This window comes from Desulfopila inferna, from assembly GCF_016919005.1.
GTDB classification, from domain to species: domain Bacteria; phylum Desulfobacterota; class Desulfobulbia; order Desulfobulbales; family Desulfocapsaceae; genus Desulfopila_A; species Desulfopila_A inferna.
The window spans coordinates 44,095-69,589 of sequence record NZ_JAFFQE010000011.1 but is presented as its reverse complement, the minus strand read 5'-3'; the positions used below and the strand labels follow the sequence as shown (position 1 = coordinate 69,589).

At 51.8% G+C, this 25,495-nt stretch carries 18 protein-coding genes; 9 read left to right on the top strand and 9 right to left on the bottom strand.

Annotation, left to right across the window (positions count from 1 at the left end):
* Window positions 1-34: 34 nt before the first annotated feature.
* Window positions 35-520 (bottom strand): Lrp/AsnC family transcriptional regulator, encoded by a 486-nt coding sequence (locus JWG88_RS20470; protein ID WP_205235668.1) that lies wholly within the window; start codon window positions 518-520, stop codon window positions 35-37.
* A gap of 137 nt (window positions 521-657) precedes the next feature.
* Here JWG88_RS20470 and ald point away from each other — a divergent pair, with 137 nt between their 5' ends.
* From ald to JWG88_RS20455, 3 genes are all read left to right on the top strand, one after another.
* On the top strand, window positions 658-1,773 hold the full coding sequence (ald, locus tag JWG88_RS20465; protein WP_205235667.1) for an alanine dehydrogenase: 1,116 nt from the start codon (window positions 658-660) through the stop codon (window positions 1,771-1,773).
* Window positions 1,774-2,096: 323 nt separating this feature from the next.
* Entirely contained in the window at window positions 2,097-3,431 is a 1,335-nt protein-coding gene (locus tag JWG88_RS20460) for an alanine/glycine:cation symporter family protein (RefSeq protein WP_205235666.1), read from the top strand.
* Between the two features lie 223 nt (window positions 3,432-3,654).
* Window positions 3,655-4,290, top strand: a complete 636-nt coding sequence (locus tag JWG88_RS20455; protein ID WP_205235665.1) for a LysE family translocator — start codon at window positions 3,655-3,657, stop codon at window positions 4,288-4,290.
* An 88-nt stretch (window positions 4,291-4,378) separates the two neighbouring features.
* Here JWG88_RS20455 and JWG88_RS20450 read toward each other — a convergent pair whose 3' ends face one another.
* Window positions 4,379-5,383 (bottom strand): D-cysteine desulfhydrase family protein, encoded by a 1,005-nt coding sequence (locus JWG88_RS20450; protein WP_205235664.1) that lies wholly within the window; start codon window positions 5,381-5,383, stop codon window positions 4,379-4,381.
* A gap of 288 nt (window positions 5,384-5,671) precedes the next feature.
* Here JWG88_RS20450 and JWG88_RS20445 point away from each other — a divergent pair, with 288 nt between their 5' ends.
* Window positions 5,672-6,295, top strand: a complete 624-nt coding sequence (locus JWG88_RS20445; RefSeq protein ID WP_205235663.1) for an O-methyltransferase — start codon at window positions 5,672-5,674, stop codon at window positions 6,293-6,295.
* Between the two features lie 33 nt (window positions 6,296-6,328).
* Here JWG88_RS20445 and JWG88_RS20440 read toward each other — a convergent pair whose 3' ends face one another.
* The 6 genes from JWG88_RS20440 to JWG88_RS20415 form a co-directional block, all read right to left on the bottom strand.
* Window positions 6,329-7,648: an MFS transporter gene (locus tag JWG88_RS20440; protein ID WP_205235662.1), complete on the bottom strand. Its 1,320-nt coding sequence runs from the start codon at window positions 7,646-7,648 to the stop codon at window positions 6,329-6,331.
* A 39-nt stretch (window positions 7,649-7,687) separates the two neighbouring features.
* Window positions 7,688-8,320 carry a TetR family transcriptional regulator gene (locus tag JWG88_RS22035; protein WP_205235661.1) on the bottom strand — a complete coding sequence of 211 codons (633 nt, stop codon included), beginning with the start codon at window positions 8,318-8,320 and terminating at the stop codon, window positions 7,688-7,690.
* Between the two features lie 35 nt (window positions 8,321-8,355).
* Window positions 8,356-11,496, bottom strand: a complete 3,141-nt coding sequence (locus tag JWG88_RS20430; protein WP_205235660.1) for an efflux RND transporter permease subunit — start codon at window positions 11,494-11,496, stop codon at window positions 8,356-8,358.
* 3 nt (window positions 11,497-11,499) lie between these two features.
* Complete coding sequence (locus tag JWG88_RS20425; protein WP_205235683.1) at window positions 11,500-12,666, bottom strand: efflux RND transporter periplasmic adaptor subunit; 1,167 nt, start codon at window positions 12,664-12,666, stop codon at window positions 11,500-11,502.
* 390 nt (window positions 12,667-13,056) lie between these two features.
* Window positions 13,057-15,318 (bottom strand): carboxyl transferase domain-containing protein, encoded by a 2,262-nt coding sequence (locus tag JWG88_RS20420; RefSeq protein ID WP_205235659.1) that lies wholly within the window; start codon window positions 15,316-15,318, stop codon window positions 13,057-13,059.
* Window positions 15,319-15,348: 30 nt separating this feature from the next.
* Entirely contained in the window at window positions 15,349-16,752 is a 1,404-nt protein-coding gene (locus tag JWG88_RS20415; protein WP_205235658.1) for an ATP-binding protein, read from the bottom strand.
* Window positions 16,753-17,284: 532 nt separating this feature from the next.
* Between JWG88_RS20415 and JWG88_RS20410 the strand changes: the two genes are divergently transcribed.
* The 3 genes from JWG88_RS20410 (at window position 17,285) to prfB (ending at window position 21,102) form a co-directional block, all read left to right on the top strand.
* Window positions 17,285-18,175: a hemolysin family protein gene (locus tag JWG88_RS20410; protein WP_205235657.1), complete on the top strand. Its 891-nt coding sequence runs from the start codon at window positions 17,285-17,287 to the stop codon at window positions 18,173-18,175.
* Entirely contained in the window at window positions 18,172-19,734 is a 1,563-nt protein-coding gene (lnt, locus tag JWG88_RS20405; RefSeq protein ID WP_205235656.1) for an apolipoprotein N-acyltransferase, read from the top strand. Before JWG88_RS20410 ends, lnt begins: the two co-directional genes overlap by 4 nt.
* Window positions 19,735-19,991: 257 nt before the next feature.
* Window positions 19,992-21,102 (top strand): peptide chain release factor 2 gene (gene prfB, locus JWG88_RS20400; protein ID WP_205235682.1). Its coding sequence is split into 2 segments (ribosomal slippage): window positions 19,992-20,075 and window positions 20,077-21,102, totalling 1,110 coding nucleotides; the frame shifts between segments, so codons are not numbered across the junction.
* Between the two features lie 142 nt (window positions 21,103-21,244).
* Here the strand turns inward: prfB and JWG88_RS20395 are convergent.
* Window positions 21,245-21,466, bottom strand: a complete 222-nt coding sequence (locus JWG88_RS20395) for a hypothetical protein (RefSeq protein WP_205235655.1) — start codon at window positions 21,464-21,466, stop codon at window positions 21,245-21,247.
* A 102-nt stretch (window positions 21,467-21,568) separates the two neighbouring features.
* Between JWG88_RS20395 and polX the strand changes: the two genes are divergently transcribed.
* Both polX and ligA read left to right on the top strand, forming a co-directional pair.
* A complete protein-coding gene (gene polX, locus JWG88_RS20390; RefSeq protein WP_205235654.1) occupies window positions 21,569-23,290 on the top strand; it encodes a DNA polymerase/3'-5' exonuclease PolX in 1,722 nt (573 codons plus the stop codon).
* Between the two features lie 3 nt (window positions 23,291-23,293).
* A complete protein-coding gene (gene ligA / locus JWG88_RS20385) occupies window positions 23,294-25,375 on the top strand; it encodes an NAD-dependent DNA ligase LigA (RefSeq protein ID WP_205235653.1) in 2,082 nt (693 codons plus the stop codon).
* Window positions 25,376-25,495: the final 120 nt, after the last annotated feature.

Below are 25,495 nucleotides of genomic sequence, written 5' to 3'. Positions count from 1 at the left end.
TGCAGGGACGCAAATCAAGCTTTTTGCGAGTGTATCAATCTGTTATTCTAATGGGAAGTTCGGTTTTCTTTATTACCGTTCTCAGGGCAAAGGAGGAGTTTATCCGCCTAACGCCGGGTAGGCTGGTGAGCCTGGAGTGAACATTTTTGTAATCATCATTATTTCTGCAGATCACCCTGAGAATATAATCGGCATCTCCCGACATCAGATAGCATTCCATTACTTCGCTGATATTGGCGACGTTCCGTTCAAATGCCTCCAGTTTTTCCTGCTGCTGCCCTTCCAGGGTGACACGCACAAAAACATTGCCGGGAATACCAACGGTAGCCTGATCGACCAGCAGAACATAGCGGTCAATGATGCCGCTTTCCTCTAGCATTCGTACCCTTCGCAGACAGGCCGACTCCGACAACCCTACTTTTTGTGCCAGCTGGACGTTAGATAATTTACCATTATGCTGAAGTGCCGATAAAATCGATCTGTCGATTTCGTCTATGCTTGTTTTTTGTGGTTTCTGCAATTATCACCTCAAAAATCAGAATTATCTGTAGTTCATTAGCGAGAAATGTCGAAAAACGCAATTTAATTTCACACCTTCCTCTGTAATATGGCAACGGAAAAAGAAGTTATCCGTGTAACAATTTAAAGGAGTGAGCTATGATCGTCGGTATTTTGAAAGAGATTAAATCAGAGGAAAACAGGGTATGCATGACACCGGCTGGTGCTGAAGTCATGATCAATAATGGCCATCAGGTACTGGTTGAGACTGCAGCCGGTGTCGGCAGCAACTTTTCCGACGCCCAATATACAGGGAGCGGAGCTGAAGTTGTCAAGAGCGCTGCGGAGGTGTATGCACGGGCCGACATGGTTATGCATGTGAAGGAGCCGCAACCCTCGGAATATGAGATGATTCGCGAAAATCAAATTGTGTTCACCTATTTCCATTTTGCCGCATCCGAAGAACTTACCCGGGCGATGATGAAGAGAAAGGCGGTCTGCATTGCTTATGAAACCATAAAAGATAGCGACGGTTCGCTGCCTCTGCTCACTCCCATGAGTGAAGTGGCGGGCAGAATGGCCATTCAGCAGGCGGCTAAATATATCGAAAGGGCGCAGGGAGGCCGAGGACTTCTCCTTGGCGGAGTGCCCGGAGTTGATCCGGCGACGGTTGTCGTGATCGGCGGTGGAGTTGTGGGAACTCATGCGGCTCAGATGGCCTGTGGACTTGGCGCCAAAGTGTATCTTCTTGATATGAACCTGGCCAGATTGCGTTATCTCTCAGAGATCATGCCGAAGAACTGCTTCCCATTGATGTCCTCACCGGCAAAAATCCGCGAGCTGATTAAAGAGGCAGATGTGATTGTGGGTGCGGTGCTGCTCCATGGTGCCAAGGCACCCAGACTTATTACCAGAGAGATGCTTGGTAGTATGAAAACCGGCGCTGTGGTTGTTGATGTTGCCATCGACCAGGGCGGTTGCTTTGAGACCTCGAAGCCCACAACTCATGGAAATCCGATATTTGAAGTGGACGGAATAATCCATTATTGCGTTGCCAATATGCCTGGCGCCGTGCCGCTCACCTCTACAATGGCATTGACCAATGCCACTTTGCCTTTCGCTGTGGCCTTAGCCAACAAAGGATGGGAGCAGTGCGCCAGGGAAAGCAATGTCATCCGGGAAGGGGTTAATATTGTCTCGGGTAAGATAACATATCGTGGTGTCGCCGAGGCTTTCGATATGGAGTACAGCCCCGTTGAAAGTCTTTTGAGCTGATCTCTCAGCCTTCAAGACCCCGACTTAACTAAGTTTGGCGGTAATCCTTTTCGTGAGCTTCAGGAACTCTAAAAGGGATTTTTTCACAAAAGTGCAATAAACAAGATTTTTTTTATGTGAGGTGAAAAAAATCCTGAAATGATGTTATCATTGAGCCAGCATGCATTTTTCCGGTGCTCCCGGATCTTGATATACAAAAAATATGTTTCAGGCAGCTTCATTTATGGTATAAAGTCGGCATCATAACAATTTAAATTTTAGGAGGTAAGGAAGAGCATTCGAAAGAAGGTGGGAAATAATCAATAATAATCGGAGGAGGATGTATGGAAGCATTTGATGCGTTAGTTGGTAAAATAGGTGCCTTTGCATGGGGACCGCCAATGTTGATTCTGCTCGTGGGTACAGGTTTCTGGCTGACTTTCGCCTTGCGAGGCCTGCAGTTTACAAAGTTATGGCATGCTCTTTACCTGGCTCTTATCAAGAGAAAGGAAGATACCGATCAACCCGGCGATATTACCCATTTTCAGGCATTGATGACTGCTCTTTCGGCAACTGTCGGGACGGGTAATATCGCCGGTGTTGCTACGGCTATTGCCATCGGTGGTCCCGGTGCTCTCTTCTGGATGTGGATCACGGGGCTTGTCGGCATGGCGACTAAATATGCGGAAGCGGTGCTTGCCGTGAAGTACAGGGTTGTCGACGCCAACGGCGAAATGAGTGGCGGCCCGATGTATTACATTTCCAAAGGACTGAATCTTCCCTGGCTTGGTGCTATTTTTGCGGTCTTCGCCTCTGTTGCTGCCTTCGGGATCGGCAATATGGTACAGTCCAACTCCGTGGCCGACGCCGTTCAGTCAACCTTCAGTATTCCTCACTGGATTACGGGAGTCGTCCTTATGGTTTGTACAGCCCTGGTCATCATCGGTGGTATCAAGTCCATCGGCCGGGTTACTTCGGTGCTGGTACCGATAATGATTGTTTTCTATATTGCCGCATCTTTATTTATCATCCTGGCTAATATTGCCGAAGTACCCAGTGCTCTTGGCCTCATCGTCAAGCAGGCATTTTCACCGACCTCGGCAGTAGGCGGTTTTGCCGGTGCAGGTATCATGCTGGCCATCAGAATGGGTGTCGCACGTGGTGTCTTTTCCAACGAATCCGGACTGGGCAGCGCACCTATTGCTGCAGCTGCAGCCCAGACCAAATCGCCTGTGACTCAGGCGTTGGTTTCCATGACGCAAACCTTCATCGACACCTTGATTGTCTGTACTATGACCGGTCTGGTTCTCATCATTACCGGTGTCTGGTCAAGCGGTGAAAACGGTGCTGCATTGACGACAAGCGCTTTTGCCGCCGGAATGCCGGGCGGTGCCTATATTGTCACCCTCGGTCTGATTCTCTTCGCCTATTCAACAATCCTGGGCTGGAGTTACTATGGTGAAAAATCGATCGAATATCTGTTTGGGGTGAAATCGGTCATGCCTTACAGGATAGTTTTCGTGCTTTTCGTGGGTGTCGGTGCCATCGCCAAACTGAGCATTGTCTGGAATATTTCCGACGCGCTTAACGGCCTGATGGCTCTGCCTAACCTTATCGGCCTGATACTGCTGACTCCGGTAATCGTTTCCGAAACCAAGAAATATTTCGGAAATAAATAGGGGGGCAGCAGTACCCGAGAGATTATTTTCAAAGGAAGTAAGAAAATAATATTTCAAGAAACCAACGGATATGGAGCGCTTTACCCAACCGGGCGTTCCATATCTTTTTTTCCTATCTTCTCATTTGACCTTCCCTGCTAAAAACCTGCTGTTTCGCAGATGAGCGGATTCCGATAAGCAGGAATGAAGCAGCTTTTGGGAAAATCTAATAGGGCCTAAATCAATGACTGCCGAGTTTCTACCGCAATTTTGCACAATCGTTGTGGTTCATCTTCTCGCTGTGGCCAGTCCGGGACCCGATTTCGCCGTGGTGGTCAAACAAAGCGTGACCCATGGTAAAACCACAGCGTTATGGACCAGCCTCGGAGTCGGCACCGGCATCCTTGTCCATGTGCTCTACTCCCTGCTTGGTATCGGGGTTATCATTTCGCAGTCAATTATCGCTTTTACCGTGATGAAGTTTGCAGGTGCCGCTTATCTTATATATATCGGCTGGAAGGCCTTATGGACCAGACCTGCATCGTCTCGGTTCTATGCCGGGATTAAGAAAGAGGCCCCGACTGTCGGCAGGGCGTTCTGGACCGGTTTTCTTACCAATGGGCTCAATCCCAAGGCAACACTCTTTTTCCTCTCTCTCTTCACGGTGGTGATTGCCGCCGATACTCCGCTTGGCATTCAGGCCTTTTACGGTATCTATATGGCCTTTGCCACCGCGCTATGGTTTTCAGGGATTTCCGTGCTTTTCGGCAATAGCCGGGTACGTGCACTCTTTGGCAGGATAGGCCATTGGTTCGAGAGATTGATGGGCGGAGTTTTGCTGCTGCTCGGCATCAAGTTAATTATTACCTCGCAGAAATAGAAGGACTTACTGCCGGACCTGATTACCCCTAATCTTCAGCTCAAGGGCCAGGAAATGCTGAGTTTCAGGGGGAATCAGTTTGCCGGATTTAACTCTTTTGCAGAATATCCTCTGCGTAGGCAAAAAGGGCGGGGCTGCCCCCGGTATGCCAAAACAGGACGGTCTCGTCTTTGGAAAATCTGCCTGATCTGATCATCTCCAGCATCCCGCCCATTGCTCTGCCGGTGTATACCGGATCGAGGAGGATGCCTTCATGACTGGCCGTCAGTGATATCGCCTCTCTTTCCAGACTGCCGACGACGCCGTAACCTTCCCCGAGATACTCTGCGTTAAGTTCAAGATCAGCTTTGCCGAGGGTAAAATCGACACCCAGGAGTCTGGCAGTGTTCTCTGCCAGTTGGATGATATACTCATCGAGGTCCATGCCGAAAACCTCATCCTTGTCGATATTGATGCCGATCAGCTGATATTTCGCACCGACAAGTGCCTGGCCGACCACCATACCGCTATGGGTGCCGCCGGAACTGGAAGCAAAGATAATATGATCGACATTTTCACTCATTTCGGCGAGCTGATTTTCCAGTTCATACATGGCTGCGACAAATCCCGTAGCGCCAATGGCATTTGAACCGCCGTAAGGAATGATGTAAGGAGTCTTGTTGTCCTTTTGCAGATCCGAGACGATATCGGGAATGCTTTCTCCTTTCCGCAACTCACCTGACCAGTGGATTGTGGCACCAAAGAGCATGTCGAGAAGAAGATTTCCCTGCCGGCTTTTCGGCGGGGTGCCGCCCAGGGCAAGATGGCATTCAAGACCGCAGGCAGCAGCGGCAGCAGCTGTCTGCCGGCAATGATTTGACTGCGCCGCTCCGGCGGTAATGATACAGTCGGCTCCCTGCTGCAGAGCATCGCCCAACAGGTATTCGAGTTTACGGGTTTTATTGCCGCCGAATCCGAGACCGGTCTGGTCGTCTCTTTTCATCAATATTCGCGGACCGTTCAGATATTTTTCAAGATTGTGCAAACGGGTGAGTGGTGTAGGCAGAAAAGCAAGTGGTTTTCTGGTGATGTCTTGGATGGCGGATGCTGTCATATTTTTCTCCCTGGGAAGATTATGTTTCATAATATAACCTTATTGAAAATTTCGTAAAAAGTCATCGAAGTTCTGAGATGCTCTCTGCGATAAGCAGCCGTACGGGCATAAACTCCGACTTCGAGAAAGCTCGATATACTAGGCGAGATCGAGCTTTTTACGAGTCCATCCTTATTGAGAGTTGGATAAAATATCAAGTTTCGTGATCGCGCCTATGTGCTAACAGCTGATCTATGATAGTATTACCTTTCTGGAAGACTATGATCCTGAGACAGAAGGGAGGAGCCCATGCAGAAGGAGAAAATCAAGGATATTGTAGCCATATTTTCCGAATCACCCGGATATCTGTTGAAATCCGGCTGGCTCAGATCAATGGCAGAGAGTCAGGCAGTGGATGCCGACGGTCACCCCATTCCCTGGATTACCTATCCCGCTCTTGATTTTCTTGCCGATCGAATAAGACCATTCATGACCGTCTTTGAATACGGCAGCGGCAACTCTACCTTCTGGTGGAGTGAGCGGGTGAAACGGCTGATCAGCTGTGAGCACGACAAGGAGTGGTATGCCGAATTCCGTTCAAAGATGCCGGCAGATATCACCTACCTTCTGCGCCGGGCCAAAGGTGGCAGCAGGGAATATGCTATGGAAATTACGACATATGGCAGCATCTTCGATGTCGTGGTTATCGATGGCCGGGACCGGGTCGACTGTGCAAAAAACAGTGTGTCTGCTCTGCGGCCGAATGGGGTGATTGTCTGGGACAACAGTGACCGCGATGAATATCGGGATGGTTATGACTTCCTCCACAAGGCGGCCTTTAAACGTCTGGATTTCTGGGGTATGGGCGCCCTTGCCACGCGCCGCTGGTGCACTTCGATCTTTTACCGGACAGAAAACTGTCTGGATATTTGAAAGAGGGATATAAAGTAAGCCGACAGTGCCAGGTCAATGCGGCATTTGCCTGCAGCCGGTCTCCCTGGTGAAGAGCAGCAACAGGAGGGAAAGCAGGATCCAGGCCAGCATCAAGGTAAAGCCGGTGCGATAGGCAATTGCGCTATATATGCGGATACCGGCCAAAACCTCCCCTGTCCATAAACGGTCCAGAGCCAAGCCCACCAAGGGCTGCAAGATCATCGGACCCATCATAACTCCCATATTGATTACTCCGGAAACAGTGCCCGCAAGATATGGAGGGACAGATTCCTTGGCGAAGGCAAAACTGATGATCATGGAGCCGGAGAAAAAACCGGTAATCAACAAGACAAAAAGGAGCTGGACAAGAGAGAGATTCGGAAGATAGACGATGGCAATCCATCCGGCAGCTGCAACAGCACAGCCGGTGAGGTAGAGTCGTTTTCTGTTTTTCAGTTTGTCGGAGAGCCAGCCGAAAACGGGTCCACCTACTGCCCAGGCTACCAGCAGCGCGGAGGTGAGAGATGCCGCTTTTGCGGGCGAAATACCGTGCATGGTGGTCAGATAGGGAACTCCCCACAGGCCGGAAAAGGTAAGGAGGCACCCGACAATCCCTCCCGGGATGATGAATAACAGCAGGGTGTTGCGGTAGCTGAACACCTGGATTATATCAGCTATGTATCCGGTTTTTTTATGTGATGCGGCAGGCTTGGCGGTGATGAGAAAGTCCTTGAAGCCTTTTTCATGGGGATAATCCCTGACAAACAACCAGGTACCCACTCCGGCAAGGACGGTTATAGCCGCAGAGAAGAGAACCACACTGCGCCAGCCGAATATATCAACGAAAAGGCGCAGGGGCGTGCCGGCAAAAACAGCTCCCATAATTCCACAGAACAGGGCAAGTCCCGAGACCAGGGCGAAGCGCGACGGGGCAAACCAGTTGGCCGCAAGCTTCAACAGACAGACAAAGGCTACCGCTACCGAGCCGCCGATCAGCAGCCGCCCGATTCCTGCCCAGAGGATCCCCGGTGCCAGGGCAAACATCAGGGTGCCAAGGGCGGCAACGCCGGTTCCCAGAGTAAGCAGGCGACGTGGCCCCCAGCGGTCGGCAAGAATTCCCGTGGGTATCTGCATAGCCACATAGCTGTAGAAATACAAAGCCGAAAGATTGCCGAGAGCGGCTGCGCTGATGGCGAATTCCTGCATGAGTTCTCCGGTGATAACGGCCGGTGCCACTCTATGAAAAAAGCCAAGCAGGTAAAAAACAGCGCCAAATCCCCAGACAAACAGACCTGCTTTCATGGGGGGGAGACTATTGACTGCGGGATTCGCGAGTGGAGGTATATTCTTCAAAATAATTCTGTCAATCAGAGGGATGTCTTTTTGATTATATCAGGTTTTGGCAAATGAACCGCAGCCCAGCATCTGGACGAGTCCGTCAAGCATTGCCGGAATCTCTTTGTCGGTATCCAAGAGGTCTGGAAACATAATCCAGTTGTTGAGCAGGCCATCGATGAAGGAAATTGTTGCAATACCCGCCAGCCGAACATCGAGATCTTCGGGCAACTGTCCCTTGTTGATGGCATTGCGCAGAATATTTTCAATCTTGCGCTGCCCTTCAAGATGGCAATTTACCCTGTGAAGGTCAAGGGCGCCGGTATCCTCCACCGTTTCACATTTGGTCAGCAGGATTCGAAAAAGCTGCAGCATTCTGGGGTCTTCCTTGAGACTTTTGAAAAAAGCCACGTGAGAGGATTTTAATTTGCCGAGAGGGTCGGGTTCGTGGGAATCTTCACATGCCAGGCTGATAGGCTCGAAGGGCAGGAGGAGCTGCTCCCAAAGGGCTCCCAGCAGATCCTCCTTATTCTTGAAATGCCAGTAAATGGCGCCTCTGGTTACCCCCGCGTCTTTAGCGATGGTGGCCAGGGTAGTACGCGATACCCCTTGTACGGAGAAAATCCGTACCGCGGCATCAAGAATAGCTTCACGGGTTTTCAGGGCTTCTTCTTTTGTCTTTCTTGCCATTTCAGTCAAAGATTCTCATGCACATTCTTCTCTATTCAGCATTCCTGAGGCGAAGCAACGGTGATCTTTTCAGGGTGCCGTTTCCGGGAGAGCCGCATTACCACCACAAAAAAGAGAGGAATAAAGAAGATGGCCAGGACAGTAGCCGACAGCATGCCGCCGAAAACCCCGGTGCCGATGGCGTTTCTGCTGTTGGCGCCTGCACCCGTGCTGATCGCCAGCGGTAAAACACCGAGCATAAAAGCCAGCGAGGTCATCAGGATCGGGCGGAGCCGCATCCGGCATGCCTTGATCGTAGCGGAAACCAAATCTGCCCCCTCATCATGGAGGGATTTGGCAAACTCAACGATCAGGATAGCATTTTTAGCGGATAATCCTATGGTTGTCAGCAGTCCCACCTGAAAAAAAACGTCATTTTCCATACCGCGGAAATAGGCGGCAAGCAGGGCGCCGAGAACACCGAGAGGGACAGCCAGAATAACCGAGAAGGGCACTGACCAGCTTTCGTACAGGGCTGCAAGGCAGAGAAAGACCACTAGAATGGAGATGGCGTAAAGAGCCGGTGCCTGGGATCCGGATTGTTTTTCCTGGAAGGAGGCGCCGGTCCACTCATATCCTATCCCTCTGGGAAGCTGGGATACCAGTTGGTCAATGGTCGCCATGGCGTCTCCGCTTGATCTGCCCGGTGCGGCTTCACCCATTATCTGAACGGCAGGATTGCCATTAAAGCGTTCGAGTCGAGGCGAACCAAAACTCCAGTGACCGCTGGTAAAGGTCGAAAACGGTACCATGTCGCCTTTGTTGTTGCGGACATACCATTGCCGGATGTCTTCGGGTTGCATACGAAAAGGGGCATCGGCCTGCAGGTACACCTTTTTTATCCGGCCGTTATGTACAAAGTCATTGACATAGTTTGAGCCCCAGGCGGTGGAAAGGGTTCTGTTGATATCGCCGACCGAGACACCGAATGCCATGGCCTTCTCGTAATCCACATCCAGGTTGTACTGAGGTGTATCTTCCATGCCGTTCGGACGAACCCTGGTAAGATCGGGATTCTGCGCGGCCATGCCGAGAAGTTGATTTCTGGCTGCGATCAATTTGGCATGGCCCAGTCCCGCGCGGTCCTGCAGATAGAAATCAAAGCCGGTTGAGGTACCCAGGCCCGAGATGGCCGGAAGGTTGAAGGCATATACCTGGGCCTCTTTGATTCGGGAGAAATATCCCATGGCCCTGCCGATTATGGCGTTCACCGATTGATCTGCTCTTTCCCGCTCGCTCCAGTCTTTCATCCGGGTAAAAACCAGGCCCATGTTCTGCCCGCTGCCGGCAAAACTGAAACCTGCTATGGTAAAGACGGTATCTATATTTTCCTTCTCCTGGATGAGATAGTAGTCGCGTACTTTGTCAAGCACCTGCTGAGTGCGCTCCAAAGTGGCTCCTGTGGGAAGCTGCACCATGGAAAGAAAAATACCGCGATCCTCTTCAGGAAGAAAGGAAGTAGGCAGTTTGGTGAAGAGAAAGATCATTCCTCCGACAAGAAGCAGAAATATCACCCCGAATCGACCCGATCGCTTGACAATATAGCCGACGCTGCTGCCATACCCACCTATGCTGCGATTGAATAGACGGTTGAACCAGCCGAAAAAACCACGTTTCTGGTGATGTTCTCCAGCCTTTTTCGGTTTGAGCATTGTAGCGCAGAGAGCTGGGGTAAGGATCAGGGCAACGATAACCGAAAGCGCCATCGCTGAAACAATGGTAAGAGAGAACTGGCGGTAAATCGCCCCCGTGGACCCGCCGAAAAAGGCCATGGGTACGAAAACCGCGGAAAGCACCAGGGCAATGCCGATAAGAGCGCCGGTAATTTGTTTCATGGATTTTCTGGTGGCTTCCAGAGGAGATAAGCCCTCCGTCTCCATGATCCGCTCCACGTTCTCAACCACGACGATGGCATCATCGACCAGCAGGCCGATAGCCAAAACCAGGCCGAACATAGTCAGGGTATTGATGGAAAAGCCAAAAGCCGCCATGACTCCAAAGGTTCCAAGCAAAACTACAGGCACGGCAATGGTGGGAATAAGAGTTGCCCGAAAATTCTGTAGAAAGAGGAACATTACCAGGAATACCAGAATAATAGCCTCAATCAGGGTATGCACAACCTCTTCGATGGAGATTTTAACAAAGGTTGTGGTGTCGTAGGGATAGACAATTTCAATCCCGGCGGGGAAATAGGGCTGCAACTCACTGAGTTTAGCGCGGACCGCCTCTGCCGTCTCCAGGGCATTGGCACCGGTTGCCAGCATTATCCCCATACCACTGGCAGCCTGGCCGTTAAAGGTGGGAATTGCGGCATAGCTCTCCCCGCCGATTTCAACCCGGGCGACATCTCCTAAGCGGATCTGCGAGCCGTCGGTGTTTACCTTGAGCAGGATTTCGGCAAATTCCTCGGGAGAACTCATCATGGTCTGGGCCATCATGGTGGCGCTTACCTGCTGCCCGGCAACGGAAGGTGTTCCTCCGAGGTTGCCTACCGCCACCTGGTTGTTCTGAGCGGAAATGGCTGCGCTGATATCACCAGGGGTCAACTGAAAGCTGTTGAGCTTGTGCGGGTCGAGCCAGATCCGCATGGCGTACTGACTGCCGAATATTCGGACGTTGCCGACACCTTTGGTGCGGCTCAGCGGGTCCTTGAGGGTCGTCACCATGAAATCGGCCAGATCGTTCTTATCAACAGAGTCGTTTGTCGATATCAGGCCGACAACCATCAGAATGGTTGAATTGGATTTTGAAACCTGTAGTCCGAGCTGCTGTACTTCCTGTGGAATCTGACTGGTGACCTGCTGCAGTTTGTTCTGGACCTGGACCTGGGCGATGTCCGGATCGGTCCCTGCCTGAAAGGTCAGGGTAATGGTCGCCGTGCCGGCGGAGGAACTCTGCGATCCCATATACAGCAGATTGTCGAGCCCGTTCATGTTTTGCTCGATAACCTGAGTTACACTGTCCTCGACGGTCTTGGCTGAAGCGCCCGGATAGGTCGCCGTGATGGTTACCGTAGGTGGTGCGATCTCAGGATATTGGGATACGGGCAGGCGCAGTATCGATAAGGCGCCGGCCAGCATGATGACGATAGCAATTACCCATGCAAAGATGGGGCGGTCTATGAAAAATGCAGCCATTGTTTACTCCGCCGGCGTAAGAGAATTGTCAGGTTGGTTCTTCAGGGCAATCTGGTCGCTTAAAGCGTCCTGCTGTTCAACGGCTTTGACGGTGACACCCTGTTTGATTTTTTGGAGACCCGCTGTAATCAGTTGTTCTCCGGCTGTCAGGCCATCGTTGACGAGAACGTTATCTCCGATGTTCCTTCCTGCATCGATGATGCGGCTCTCCACGGTAGACTGGGCATTCACCAGCATCACGACCGCCTGCCCCTTGCTGTTGCGGCTGAGACTCGCCGCCGGTATGAGAATGGCATCCTGCTTCAGGCCTTTTGACACCCTGGCACGAACAAACATTCCAGGCAGCAGATTTTCGTCGGGATTGGCGACAATGGCGCGCAGTGTGATGGTTCCTGTAGACTGGTCGACAGTCAGATCGGAAAATTCAAGAGAACCCTTCTGCTCATATTCGGAGCCGTCTTCAAGTAAAATAGTGACATCAGATTGGGTCTTTTCACCGTTATCCAGCAAACCTACCGACAAATCCTTTTTCAAGCGCAGCAGTTCGGTACTTGATTGAGTGACATCCACATAAAGAGGATTAAGCTGTTGGATAACGGCAAGGGGCGCACTCTGCTGAGCCGTGACCAGGGCTCCTTCGGTGATCATCGATTTGCCGATCCGTCCGGCGATAGGGGCTCTCACCTCGGTGTAGTCAAGGTTGATGCGGGCGCCATGCAAGGCGGCTTCGGCAGAGGCCACGTCGGCAATCGATTGCTTCCAGCCGGCGTCGATTTCAACCAGATCCATTTCGCTCACCGCGTTGGTGCGATCAAGCGTCTTGTACCTTTCGGCTTTCAGCCTGGCTGAGTACTCTATGGCCTTTGCCTTGGCAAGAGCCGCCTCTGCACTGTCAAGCCTGGCCTGGTAGGAGGCTGGATCAATCTGGTAGAGGAGTTCTCCGGCTGTGACTTCACTGCCTTCGGCAAAGAGCCGTTTTTTGACAATCCCATTAACCTGTGGCCGAACTTCGGCGACCCGATACGCTGTCGTTCGTCCCGGCAGTTCCACCTCGAGTTTAACCGGCTCTTCCTCGAGGGTTATGATATCGACTTCGACTGGCATCGGTGCCGCTGCCTTTTCGGGAGCTTTTTCCTGACATGCTCCAAGGAGAAATGCCGTAAGTATCATCAGAATAATGAATACCCTAAAGTGTAGTTTCAAAATATTCCCCAATTTTTTAGAGTTATATATTGTATTTTAAAAAAGCGTGCAGATTGATGTTCTACTTTAGCAGGCGCAGATATATATATACATTCATGAATGTATGCAACTGTATTTTTTTGCTGGTTTTGATAAGTATTCCGGGATTAGGATTATTGCGCTGTTGACCGGTCAGTCGATCCTGGAGAATTCAAGGCATATACCCCGATATCAAATCAATTCGTCAAAGCCGGAGACGGTTTTTAAGGATTCCTGGCCCGTTCTTTTCTCGCCCGGACAAATGTTCCGGGCGGAAAAGAGAATGGTGATTTAAAGTAGCACCTATTGGACCAGAGGCTCATAGCCAGTTCAGCTGGGTTAGCGATAATAGAGGCTCGGACTGCCCATGGTCTGCAGGGCCTTATGCAGATTTCTGCGGAAATCCCTGCGGTTCCAGATACCCTGGATATGTCCGCGTTTCAGGGCGTTGCGCGCCGAGTGGTAATCGGGAGGGATGTCGATTCCCGTTGTTTCCCGGATAACCCTGGGGCCGGCGAAGCCGACACGGCTGGAGCGTATGGCAAACTGGTAGGGCGAGCAGCCCAGGAAGGAGGCCACCGGGCCGGCATAGGAATTGTTGTCGTAGACGACAATATAAAGGCCGCCTGCATCAATATATTCCCGGACCGCCATGGTACATTTCGGCATCTGGATGACTCCCAGCGTGCCCTCCTGAATGCGGATGCCGCCGGTGGAATGGATGTAGGCGAGCAGTGGCCTTTTCTTCCTTTTGGCGAGCTTGCAGGCCTGCACAAATTTTTCTCCCTCAGCTGAACCGACGGTGCCGTTGCGAAAGTCGGAATAGAGCATTGAGGTGACAATTTGAATGCCATTGACCTCGGCGGTAAAAGTCATGTTGCCGGAATTCCGGCGGGTCTTCTTTTGGGCAAGCTCTAGTCGTTCCGTATAACCGGTGTAACGCAGAGGGTTATGCGAGGTTATTTCCGAATTGAAAAAGCGGATCGAATTCGGATCGAAAACATTTTCCAGATACCATTGGTGTTCCAGGGGAAAATGATGTCCGCAACTCTCGCAGACCCCGCAGAATTCGCCGTAAAGATCCGGTATCCAGAGGTCTTTGCAACCGTATTTCTCATGATTGGGGCAAGTGACGGTTCTGTCTTCGTTGGCCAAAGGACTGGTATAGGTGTCGGTCAGTTCCAGGGGGTCGACCCTGGAGCTTGCCGATTGCACGGGATCCCCCTGGGTTAACAGCCTTGGGGTGCGCTTCTCGGTTTTTTTGTCCCAGAAATCAAGGACCGCATTGAGAGGTTCGACGATGCGTTTCAGCATTACCGAGCTTTCCCCGGAAACCTCCTTGAGTACCCGCCGCATCTGCTTCTTGTGATTCTTGAAGATATCGTAGCGGATGTTGTAATACACCTTTTCGGACTTAACCTTGAAGCGGTTATAGTAGTATTCGGACTCGCTCAGTTGGCCACTGAATCCCGTCATCGCCATGCGACGGTATTTCAGGGAGCGAAGGCGCAGAAGTTTTTTCACCTCTTCCCTGTTCAGATCCCAGGGCACCTCTACCTGGAGTTCCTCGGTTTCCGATTTCTTCCGCATTATCTCGTTGGTGCGGAAGGCTCGAAAGCTTTTGGTTGCCAGAACCACCTTGTCGGTTGCGCTGATCATTTCGGTGCGCAGTTTGGAAAAGAAGGCGAAATCATCCTGTCTGGCGCCAAGAGGTGGCTCGTAGATAATCTTATCAATGGTTTTCAGCTTCAAATTGTCTTCCGCCGTCAGGCGCAGCCGGTCGGCGCAGACCTCGATAAGCTCTTTGGGTACCTTCTCGCCTTCCCTGACCCGGCCCTCGATGGCGGCAGCACCTTCGGGAGAGATAACCGAATAATAGCCGTGACTGGCCATCATCCGATAATCCGAGAGACCGATAGCCTCGGCACCGCCTGAACCGCCCTCGGAAATGAAGGAGATCATGGGAACCCGCAGTTTGGCCATGGCATAGATATTCCGGGCAATCTGCTGAGCGGCGCCGGGATATTCCTCTACCGGGTAGGACCCTGGGGTGAAAACATAAAAATGTATGGGAACGCCCTCCGTTTCCGCCACTTTCATATATCTGAGGGCCTTGGCGTTGCCTTCCGGCTTACAGGAGCCGCCGTTGCGGAATTCGTCGCCGTGTCCGGTTTCCTGGCCGATAACCATAACCGAAGCGGTATAAGGCTTGTTCTTGATGCGTCTGACGATGGTGGCTTTGGCACACATCATCGCGGGATCTATGTTGGCATCGTCTTCTCCGCCAAGTTCGGTATAATCCTCGTAGACATTTTCTAAAATATCCTTGAGGCTGAATCTCTGAGGGGTTCTAACGATGCGCACCCTCTCCATGGGGGTCAATTGTTCTTCGGCCCGTTCTTCAAGAAAAATGATGGATTCATCCAGTTTGCGGATTTCGCGGTTCAGCTGTTCTTCGCTGAGCTCGTATACGCTGTTTTTCAGTTGATTACAGCATTTTTTGAAGCCATCTAGATTACCCCAGTTGGAAAAATCCTTGATCTGGATCAGGTAATTGATGCGCTCCTCGATTTTGAGGAGCCTTTTTTGTTGTTCATTCATTATAGCTATATCTCGATGTTTGGAAGCTTTTCAGAAAGTTAACAGTCGATCCAGGTTGTCTTTGAGGTAGGCAAGGTTAGTGACAATCTTTCCTCCGCTGGAATCCTTGCCGCGAATATCGGTCTCTTTGAGCAGTTTAGCCGCTCTTTTTTTGGCCTCATCGACACTGTCTCCCCATACCAGGGCCAAAGCCAGGTTGGGATCATAGTCACTTGGAATGGTGTAGGGCCTGTCGAAGGGTACATGGGTGTAGACCGCCGACCACTCATATTGCGGAATTTTGAATCTGGAGATTGTACCGATCCAGGGAGCGAATCCGCGTCTGGTATCTTCGGCGACGATACGAAGCTCGATTGCCGCTCCGCTGAAGGCGACATCTTCCTGGGTGTAGCCCATTTTTTCGCCTAGGGCCAGGCGTATCTGTTCCCGTATCAGGTTGGGATGAGAGCCGTTCAGATAACTGATACGTGCCGATATGTCGTTTTCCACCTGGATCCGGGTGTTTACTTCAAGAAGATAGGGCTTCCCCGATCTGGAGACAATCCACTCCCAGGTGCCGACATTGTCGTAGTTGACATATTCCGCCAGTTTGAGAGAGTATTCTTCAATCTGCCGGAGCACCGTTGCCTCATCAAAATCGTAATCGAAACAGGAGGAATGAAAGCCGGGAGCAGCCTCGACACGTTTCTGCCGGCCGGTGGATTGAATCGTACAGTTTCTTGAGCTGAAATGGATTCTTTCCCCGTGTCGGGAACAGAGAAGCTGTACCTCGAGGTGATTGTAGTCGCGCAGACACTGTTCGATCAGCACGCCGCCGTCGCCGAACTGCCTCTTGGCATAATTCTGTAGTTGCCTGTAGACTCTGCGGAACTGCTCAATCTCCGAAACCTCTTCGATGCCCATGCCGCCGCCGCCTGCTGCGGCCTTGATGAGGATGGAAGGGTTGGCAATACCCTGCGCTGCCTGATCCTCAAGGAGGTGCTGAGCAATTTCTTCAGCCTCCATTTCGTTGTAGATCGGCGCGTCGGTGCCGGGGATTGTCGGGATGTTGAGCTGATTGGCAACGCGTTTGGTGTTGATCTTATCGCCAAGATCGCGGATGACATTCCAGCTGGGCCCGATGAAGGTAAGGGCACGGTCGCGGATCGTCGCCCGGCGGGCAAAATGAAAATCCTCGGAAAAAAAGCCGTAGCCGGGATGTATAGCCGTACAGCCCGTATAATCAGCCACGGCAAAAATATCATTGGGTTCGGTGTAGCTCGTCACCCGCCAGGCATTTTGTCCGGCACCGCTGGTAATGTTCCGGCAGACATGTTCCGAATCCTTGTCTGCATCCGTATATATAACAGCATAATCAAGGCCGAGATCCTTACAGGCATTCATTATCCTGATGGCAATTTCACCCCGATTAGCTATAAGAACCTTATCTTCCAAATCCTTCCTCGTCTCTTCTATGTTTTCTAATATTTTGGATTGCAGGCGCATGCATGGGTTGCAGTAGGCTGTTACCGCCCAATAACAGTGATGCTGAAAAACAGTGATGATGAAAACTCCACTACTATAGTCATACAGCGGCAATTATTAAAGGAAAAATATTGCTGTAGCCTTATGCTTCTGGAAATAGGTGATAATCGTGAACAGTTAGGGGAGGGAAAAGCGTTCTTTCTGCTCCAACTCGGGGGATATCTGTCAGGAAAAAATAATGGAGGCAAGGCCGAATTTTACCGCAGGATTCCTCCTATCCTTGCAAAATATCGAAAATGATCTTAAAGTAGAGAGCTATATCAGACTATATTAGTATGCAGTGCAATCTTTTTGAAAGAAATGATGTTATTAGACAATTCCTCAGCTCAATCATAGAGCTTGAAGGTATTGCACAAGAAGCCCCGGCTTTGCCGGATCAGAAGCAAACAATACAAGACTTAACAAAGCAGTTTCCTACTGCAAAGGTGAGCGCAGTTACACGATGACTGAAAAAGAAACAGACCCTCCTTCCGAATCATCCGAACCCCCATCGAAAAAAAGTATTATAAAGCGGATCATCGAGCTTATTCCCTATGGCAGATCGCCGGATACCAAGGAGGCGCTTGAACTCGAAATCCAGGAGCTTCTCGAAGACGGAGAAGAACAGGGCTTGATCACCAGCCTGGAAGAGAAAATGATTTCCTCCATTTTTGATTTTCGCGATACCCTGGCCGTGGAAATCATGACTCCCGCAGCCGAGATGGTCAGTCTGGAGGTTTCCACCTCGATTGCCGACATGGCCGCAACCGTTATCGAAGAAGGTTTTACCCGGATACCGATCTATCAGGATAATACCGATAGAATCATCGGTATACTCCATGCCAAGGATCTCCTCAGAATCTGCACGAATCCGCGGAAAGATGACTTCAACATTACGGAATACCTTAAACCGGCTGAGTTTGTCGGAGAGAAAAAACATATTGTCGACCTCCTCAAGGAGTTTCAGAAGCGCAAGACCCACATGGCTCTGGTCACCGATGAGTTTGGCGCGGTCCGCGGTCTCATAACCCTTGAAGACGTTTTGGAAGAGATAGTCGGAGAGATCGACGATGAATATGATATCGAAGAGTTCGAACTTGAGGTAATCGATGACGACACGATCCGCGTCCAGGCAAAGATCGATATCGAAGAGGTCGAAGAGCAGTTTCAGACGGAGCTGCCCGAGGGGCCGTATGAGTCGGTAGGCGGTCTGGTTATTCATAGCCTCGGGCGGATAGGACGTACAGGGGACTTCGTTGTGCTCGGCGATCTCAAGTTCACCATCAAAAGTGCAAGCCGCCGTAATGTGAAAATCGTGGAAGTCAGCCGGATGAAGGGAGAGCAGCAGGAATGAGAAACCTTCCGGCCCCGCTGGTTATTTTGGTCTCATGCTGTTTTGCCATTCTCCTCTGGCTTGGGCTGCCCGGCGGCGGAGAATTCTGGCCGGTGTTGCCGATAGCGCTGGTGCCGCTGTTTTTGCTGACGCTGGAGCGCTCACCCTGGAAACGCTTTTCCTTCGGTCTGCTGGCAGGGTTTCTTCATTTCATTTTCCAGCTCTACTGGATCGTCATCGTTCTTGAACGCTACGGCCATCTTCCCTGGTTCTTTTCCTATCCGGCTCTTATCCTTCTTGCCGTGTATATGGCATTGTATGTTGCCGCTTTTGTTGCCATTGCCGGCAGTTTGCTGCAGCGCTGGGGCGGCGGAACGGCTCTGTGGCTGCTGCCTTTCGTCTGGGTCGGTCTGGACTGGCTGCGCTCCATACTGTTCAGCGGTTTTCCCTGGATGGACCTGGGCTATGGCATGTGGCAGGTTCCTCTGCTGGCTCAGACGGCCGATCTATTTGGTCATCATTTCCTCACCTTTACCCTGGTGCTGTGCAGCGGTTTGCTCTTTTTCCTCCTGCGGCAAGGCAAGAGCAGGGGATGGCCGCTTCATATGGCCGCAGTGTTTCTGTTGTGCACGGCGGTCGTTCTCTATGGCCATTTTCGTATCGGCCAGCTCGAGCAGAAGATTGCCGGAGGCGACAGTGCTGTAATCGGCGTGGTGCAGGGCAACATCGATCAGAGCAGGAAATGGGCTCCCGAAGAACAGCAGCGCACCATAGCCACCTATCTGCACCACACCGAAAAACTGCTGCGGCAGACCCCGCGGCCTCAGCTGGTGGTCTGGCCGGAGACGGCACTGCCGTTTTTCCCGATGCGCAGCCCATTGATAGAGGAGCTCCGGCTTTTCACCGCGGAGGAAGGGACGACACTGCTGGTCGGCTCTCCCTGGTTCGAGGTGGTCGATGTCGAGGAAAGGGACATAGATTTCTATAACAGTGCTTTTCTGCTGACACCCGCCGGAGAATTGAAGGACCGGTATTTCAAGTCACATCTGGTGCCCTTCGGCGAATATGTGCCCATGCGCAGGCTTCTGCCCTTTCTGGCGCCCCTGGTCGAGGCGGTCGGCGATTTCAGTGCCGGTCAGGTGACACGGCCGCTCTCCTCGGGCACCATCGAGGCCGGTGTCTTGATCTGTTTTGAGTCGATTTTCCCTGATATTGCCCGGCAGTGGGCCAATGCCGGTGCCAATGTACTGGTGAATCTGACCAACGATGCCTGGTATGGCAGGTCCAGCGCACCCTCGCAGAGTATGGCCATGAGCGTGCTGCGGGCCGTGGAGACGCGGCGCAGTCTGGTCCGTGCCGCTAATACCGGAATTTCCGGATTTGTCGACCCCATTGGTCGTGTGCGGAGTTCTTCCGATATCTTTATTCCCTGGGCTCAAAACAGTGAGGTTGTCCTGCTGGAGAAACTCTCCTTTTTCAACCGCTATGGATATCTTTTTGCCCCTTTTTGCGCAATCTTCACCGCAGCTCTCGTGGTTCTGTTGTTATTGCGGAAGCGCAGAAGTCCTCAGTTGGGCTAGGTTTTGTCCGAATATAGGCATGGTTTCAGCTCCACTGGAGCCAGAGAAATAATTTGTGCAGGATTACCATTGCATCCTTACAGTATGGAGGGTTGCAAATAACACATTGAAAATCGTTTTTTCGGCTAATGAAAACCAAAAAATTATACTTAAATGCCGGCCTGTGTGGTAAATAGGCCAACATCCAAAAAAGTAACGGTCAGGCATTTTTCAAAAAGGCTGACAGCTAAGATAGAAGCATGAAAAAGGATACTACTATGTCGACAGATACCGGAGCCGCCGTCTCGAAACAGCGAATTAACGAGTTGAAAGGAAGAATGCTTGCCCTGAAGGAGCATCTTTGACTTAGAAAACAGAAAAGAAGAACTGGAACGGCTTGAGCAGCAGACTCTTGCCCCGGATTTTTGGAACGATGCGGATGTTGCGAAAAGGGTTCAGAAAGAACACGGGATGCTGCAGGATATTATCCGGACCTGGGAAAAGAAATGGTCGGAACTCGAGGAGACCGATATCCTGTTGGAAATGGCGGTCGAGGAAGATGACCGGGATACCGAAAATGAAGTTGCGGAAAACCTGGTGTTTCTGGAAGATACTATCGCTGTTGCCGAACTCGAGTGCATGTTCAGCGGAGAGCATGATGTCAATAATGCCATAATTGCCATTCATGCAGGTGCCGGCGGCACAGAGGCTCAGGACTGGGTAGGCATCCTGATGCGCATGTATCTGCGCTGGGCGGAAAATAAAGGTTTTAAAACCGATATACTTGATCTGCTGCCGGGTGATGAAGCGGGCACCAAGAGCGTGACCATCATGGTAAAAGGGCGCCACGCCTACGGCTATCTGCGTTCCGAGGTCGGGATTCATCGCCTGGTGCGCATCTCCCCCTTTGATGCCAGCGGACGCAGGCATACCTCCTTTGCCTCTGTCATGGTGATGCCCGAACTCGACGAGACCGTCAAGGTTGATATCTCAGATAAGGATCTGCGCATCGATACCTATCGCGCCAGTGGAGCAGGGGGGCAGCATGTCAACAAAACCGACTCCGCTATTCGCATTACCCATCTGCCCTCCGGTATCGTGGTACAGTGCCAGAACGAGCGCTCCCAGCACCGCAACAAGGACATGGCCATGAAAATGCTGGCGGCCAGATTGTATGAGCAGGAGAAACTGCGTCAGCGGGCGGAGCAGGATGGAATCCATGGCGATAAGATGGAGATCGGCTGGGGCAGCCAGATCCGCTCCTACGTCTTGCAGCCATATCAACTGATCAAAGACCATCGCACCCAGTATGAGAGCGGCAACGTTGATGCCGTGCTGAACGGCGGTCTCGACGAGTTTATCAAGGCCTTTCTTCTTTGGGCACGGTAATCCCCTCTATTACAACTATAATTTGTCCCTGGTATCCACGCCGGGGGCAAATTTCGGTTCTTGCGGATTTAGCCTACTTTTGCTCTACTATTCAAGAAAAATGTCTAAAATAGCAATTTATCGATGACGTTACCAAGAAGCTTTATTGTTGGGGTTCGCCAGGCTCACCGCCAACCTGCCCTTTCAAAATTTGATTGCGGCATCCATTAGGTTGGTGCTGACGCAAGGAACGCCAACGTTTTTGCTCACAGCCGTCCTGATGATTGGGTACTTTAGCAAAAAGTGCGCTCGAGTCTGATGAACCCAAATTTTCATTTCCGGTCTTTTGACCAATCAGTGCCCTTTCTTCCTGGAAAGAATTCATGCCTGAGTGCCTGGATGTAGCGCCTGGCATCCTGTTGCATGATGCATAATGTAAGAGATAAGAAAATTCAAGTTGTCGTCATTAATGCGAAGGAATGTATTCATGCCGATCCACAACAGTGAAATCGCAAATATCTTTTATGATGTGGCTGCCTTCCTGGAGATTGATGGAGCCAATCCGTTCAGGATTCGGGCCTATCGTGGCGCCGCCCGGACAATTTCAAGTCTTTCCGGCAGCGTGGTCGACAGGATTGCCCAGGGCCATGACCTTACCGAGATTCCCGGTATCGGTCGTGATCTTGCTCATAAAATCGAGATCATCGTGGAGACCGGAAGCCTGCCTATGCTGAAGGAGCTGGAATCCCGTCTGCCTCCCGGATTGAAGGATATAATGCGGCTTTCCGGGGTTGGTCCTAAAAAGGCCGCAGCTCTTTACAAGGAGCTGGGCATCAAGAATCTGGAGGGTTTGAAGAAAGCTGCCGAATCCGGCAGAATACGTGAACTTCGAAATTTTGGGGCCAAGGTCGAGGCGAATATTCTCGAGGAAGTCAACCGGGGCAGGAAGGAAGGCGAAGGCCGCTCCTTGCTGATAAAGGCCGAGGAATATGCCGAGCCATTGTGCAGGTATCTGTTGAAATCCAAGGGTGTCAAGAAGGTCGTTCCGGCGGGAAGCTACCGCCGTCGTCAGGAGACCGTGGGTGATCTGGACATTCTGGTGACCTGCAAAAAAGGTTCTAACGTCATGAACGATTTTACCGGCTACGATGACGTGCGTAAGGTTGTCTCCCAGGGAAAGACCCGTTCGACGGTGATTCTGCGCTCCGGCCTGCAGGTGGATTTGCGCGTGGTGCCCGAGGTCAGCTACGGCGCGGCTCTGCACTATTTTACCGGATCGAAACCGCACAACATCGCAATTCGCAAAATAGGCCTGAACAAAGGTTACAAGATCAATGAATATGGGGTTTTCAAGAATGACAAGCGCATCGCGGGCCGCACGGAGGAGGAGGTCTATGAGACCGTCGGCCTGCCCTATATCGAGCCGGAGCTGCGCGAGGATCGGGGTGAGATCAGGGAAGCGCAGCAGGGTACATTGCCCGAATTGATCCGGATCGAGGATTTGCAGGGTGATCTGCATACCCACACCGACGAGACGGATGGCCGTGATACTCTGGAAGAAATGGCGCAGGCTGCGCAGGAGCGCGGCTACTCCTATCTGGCTGTAACCGATCATTCCCAGCAGGTCAGTGTCGCCAAGGGTCTGGATGAAGACCGGCTGCTCAAACAGATCGATGCCATCGACAGGCTCAACGACAGCCTCAAAGGCCTGACCCTGCTGAAAGGCATCGAAGTGGACATTCTCAAGGACGGTTCCCTGGATCTGCCCGACCGCGTATTGAAGCGGCTTGATATTCGTGTCTGCTCCGTGCACTCATATTTCAAACTCTCGGCGAAGGAACAGACCGAACGCATCCTCAAAGCCATGGACAACCCCCTTTTCAACGTACTGGGTCACCCCAGCGGCCGTCTTATTCAGAGCCGCGAAGCCTATGATCTCGACATGGAGCGGATCATGGAAGGTGCTAAGGAACGGGGCTGCTTTCTGGAACTTAACTCCCAGCCTGATAGGATGGACCTTCGTGATGTGCACCTCAAAAGAGCCCGGGAGATCGGGGTGCTCATATCGATCTCCACCGATGCCCACTGGTCGAAAAACCTGGACTGGATTCGTTTTGGTGTGGGCCAGGCCCGGCGCGGCTGGCTCTCTTCCGCCGATGTGATCAATACCAGGAGCCTTACCGGATTGCGTAAGCTTTTAAAAAGGTAAGCCATGAGCGATAAACAGAACCACACCCCCAAGGTACGGCCGGAAAAAATCGCAAGCAAAGAGGAAGCCGGCGAGGCGGTGGAGAAGCTGCGTGAAGCGATACGCTTCCATGATTACCGCTACTATGTGCTTAATGAACCGGTAATCTCGGACAGGAAATATGATGAGCTCTTTCAGGTTCTCAACGATCTGGAGCAGCAATGGGACCTGGTTGTACCGGATTCCCCTACACAGAAGGTGGCCGGGGAGCCCATGCAAGAACTCGGCACCGTGCGTCACACTACGCCGATGATGAGTCTGAAGGCCGTATATAATGAGGCCGGAGTGCGCGATTTTGCCCGGACCTGCCGCAGGCAGCTTGGTCTGGACAAGGTGGAATATGTTGTCGAACCCAAATATGACGGCCTGTCCATCGAGCTGGTCTACGAGGACGGCAGGCTGGTACTTGCAGCCACCAGGGGTGACGGCGAGAGAGGCGAGGATGTTACCGCAAATGTCAGGACCATCGGCGAGGTGCCGCTGTCTCTGCTGAAAAGGCAGGACGAAAAGATGCCGTCCCGTCTGGTGATCCGTGGTGAAATCTACATGCGCATCGATGAATTCAACACACTCAATCGCCGCCGCGAGCAGGAGGGCAGCCGACCCTTTGCCAATCCCCGCAATGCCGCGGCCGGATCGGTACGACAGCTCGATCCCAGAATCACCAAGCAACGGCCCCTGCATCTGTTTCTCTATGAGCTGCCGGAGTACGAGGGAAGAAGCCTGAAGACACATTGGGAGACCCTGCAGATCATGTTGGAATGGGGTTTGCCGGTCAATCGGCAAATGCAGTATCTGGTTGCCGGCGTCGATGAGGCTCTGGAACATTATGACCAGCTGGTCAGGGCACGGGACGACATGAATTTCGAGATCGACGGTATGGTAGTCAAAGTCAATGATCTTGAAGACCGCAGCAAGCTTGGCGCGCGCTCCCGCGATCCACGCTGGGCAATAGCCTACAAATTCGAACCCCGCCGCGATACCACCAGGGTCAGGGATATAATTGTCAATGTGGGACGAACCGGAGCGCTGACCCCGGTGGCCCTGCTCGATCCCGTAAATATCGGCGGCGTCGAGGTTTCCCGGGCTTCATTGCATAACTTGAGTCAGGTAGAGGAAAAAGATATCCGCATCGGCGATACTGTGGAGGTGGAGCGAGCAGGCGATGTTATCCCCTATGTGGTTAGATCCCTGAAAGAGCAGCGGGACAATTCGCAGAAGCGTTTTACCATGCCGGAGCACTGCCCGGCCTGTGGCGGAGAGGTGTTCATCTCCAGGGACAGGAAAAATGTGCGCTGCACCAATGTCGACTGTCCGGCCCAGTTAAAGGAGCGTTTGCAGCATTTTGCTTCACGACAAGCTCTGGATATCGAAGGGCTTGGCGGGAAAAGGGCTAGGCAACTGGTGGATATGGGTTTTGTGAAGAGTCTTCCTGATCTTTACATGCTCTCCAAAGATGATCTTTTACAGCTGCCCGGATATGCGGATAAATCCGCGACAAATCTACTCGCGGAGATTAAGGAGGCCAAAAGCATCACCCTGGAGAGATTTATCTACGCTCTGGGCATTCCCCTGCTGGGATCGCATATGACCCAGGTGCTGGCGTTCCATTTCAAGGATCTGGATGCTTTGAAAAATGCCGGCACGGAAGAACTGCAGCAGATAAACGAAGTGGGGCCCGAGGTAGCCCGCAGCGTGGTCTCTTTTTTTTCCGAGGAAAAAAATCAGAGAGCCCTTCAGGCCATGTATGAGGCGGGTCTCCGGCTTGAAAATCCTCTCTACTCCGGTGGAGGCGGGGAGCGACCTCTGCAGGGTCTTAAATTTGTCTTCACCGGTTCGCTGGAACGCTGGACGCGTGATCAGGCCAAAGAACTGGTCGAGCGTTATGGGGGGCGTGCTACCTCCGCTGTTTCGGGTGAGACCGATTATGTGGTGACAGGACCGGGGTCGGGCTCGAAGCTGGATCAGGCCCGGACACACCACGTTGCCATTCTCAATGAAAACGATTTCGTTTCACTTCTTCTGGAGAGAGGCGTTCCTCTGTAAAAGAGGTGATGGAGGATCCGGTTTGTGATTTTCTGCTCAGGATAACGCTGGAATAAACACCTTCCAACATTCTTTGCACAGGTTGTTAACAGAGTTATCCACAGAGTTATCAACATTGAT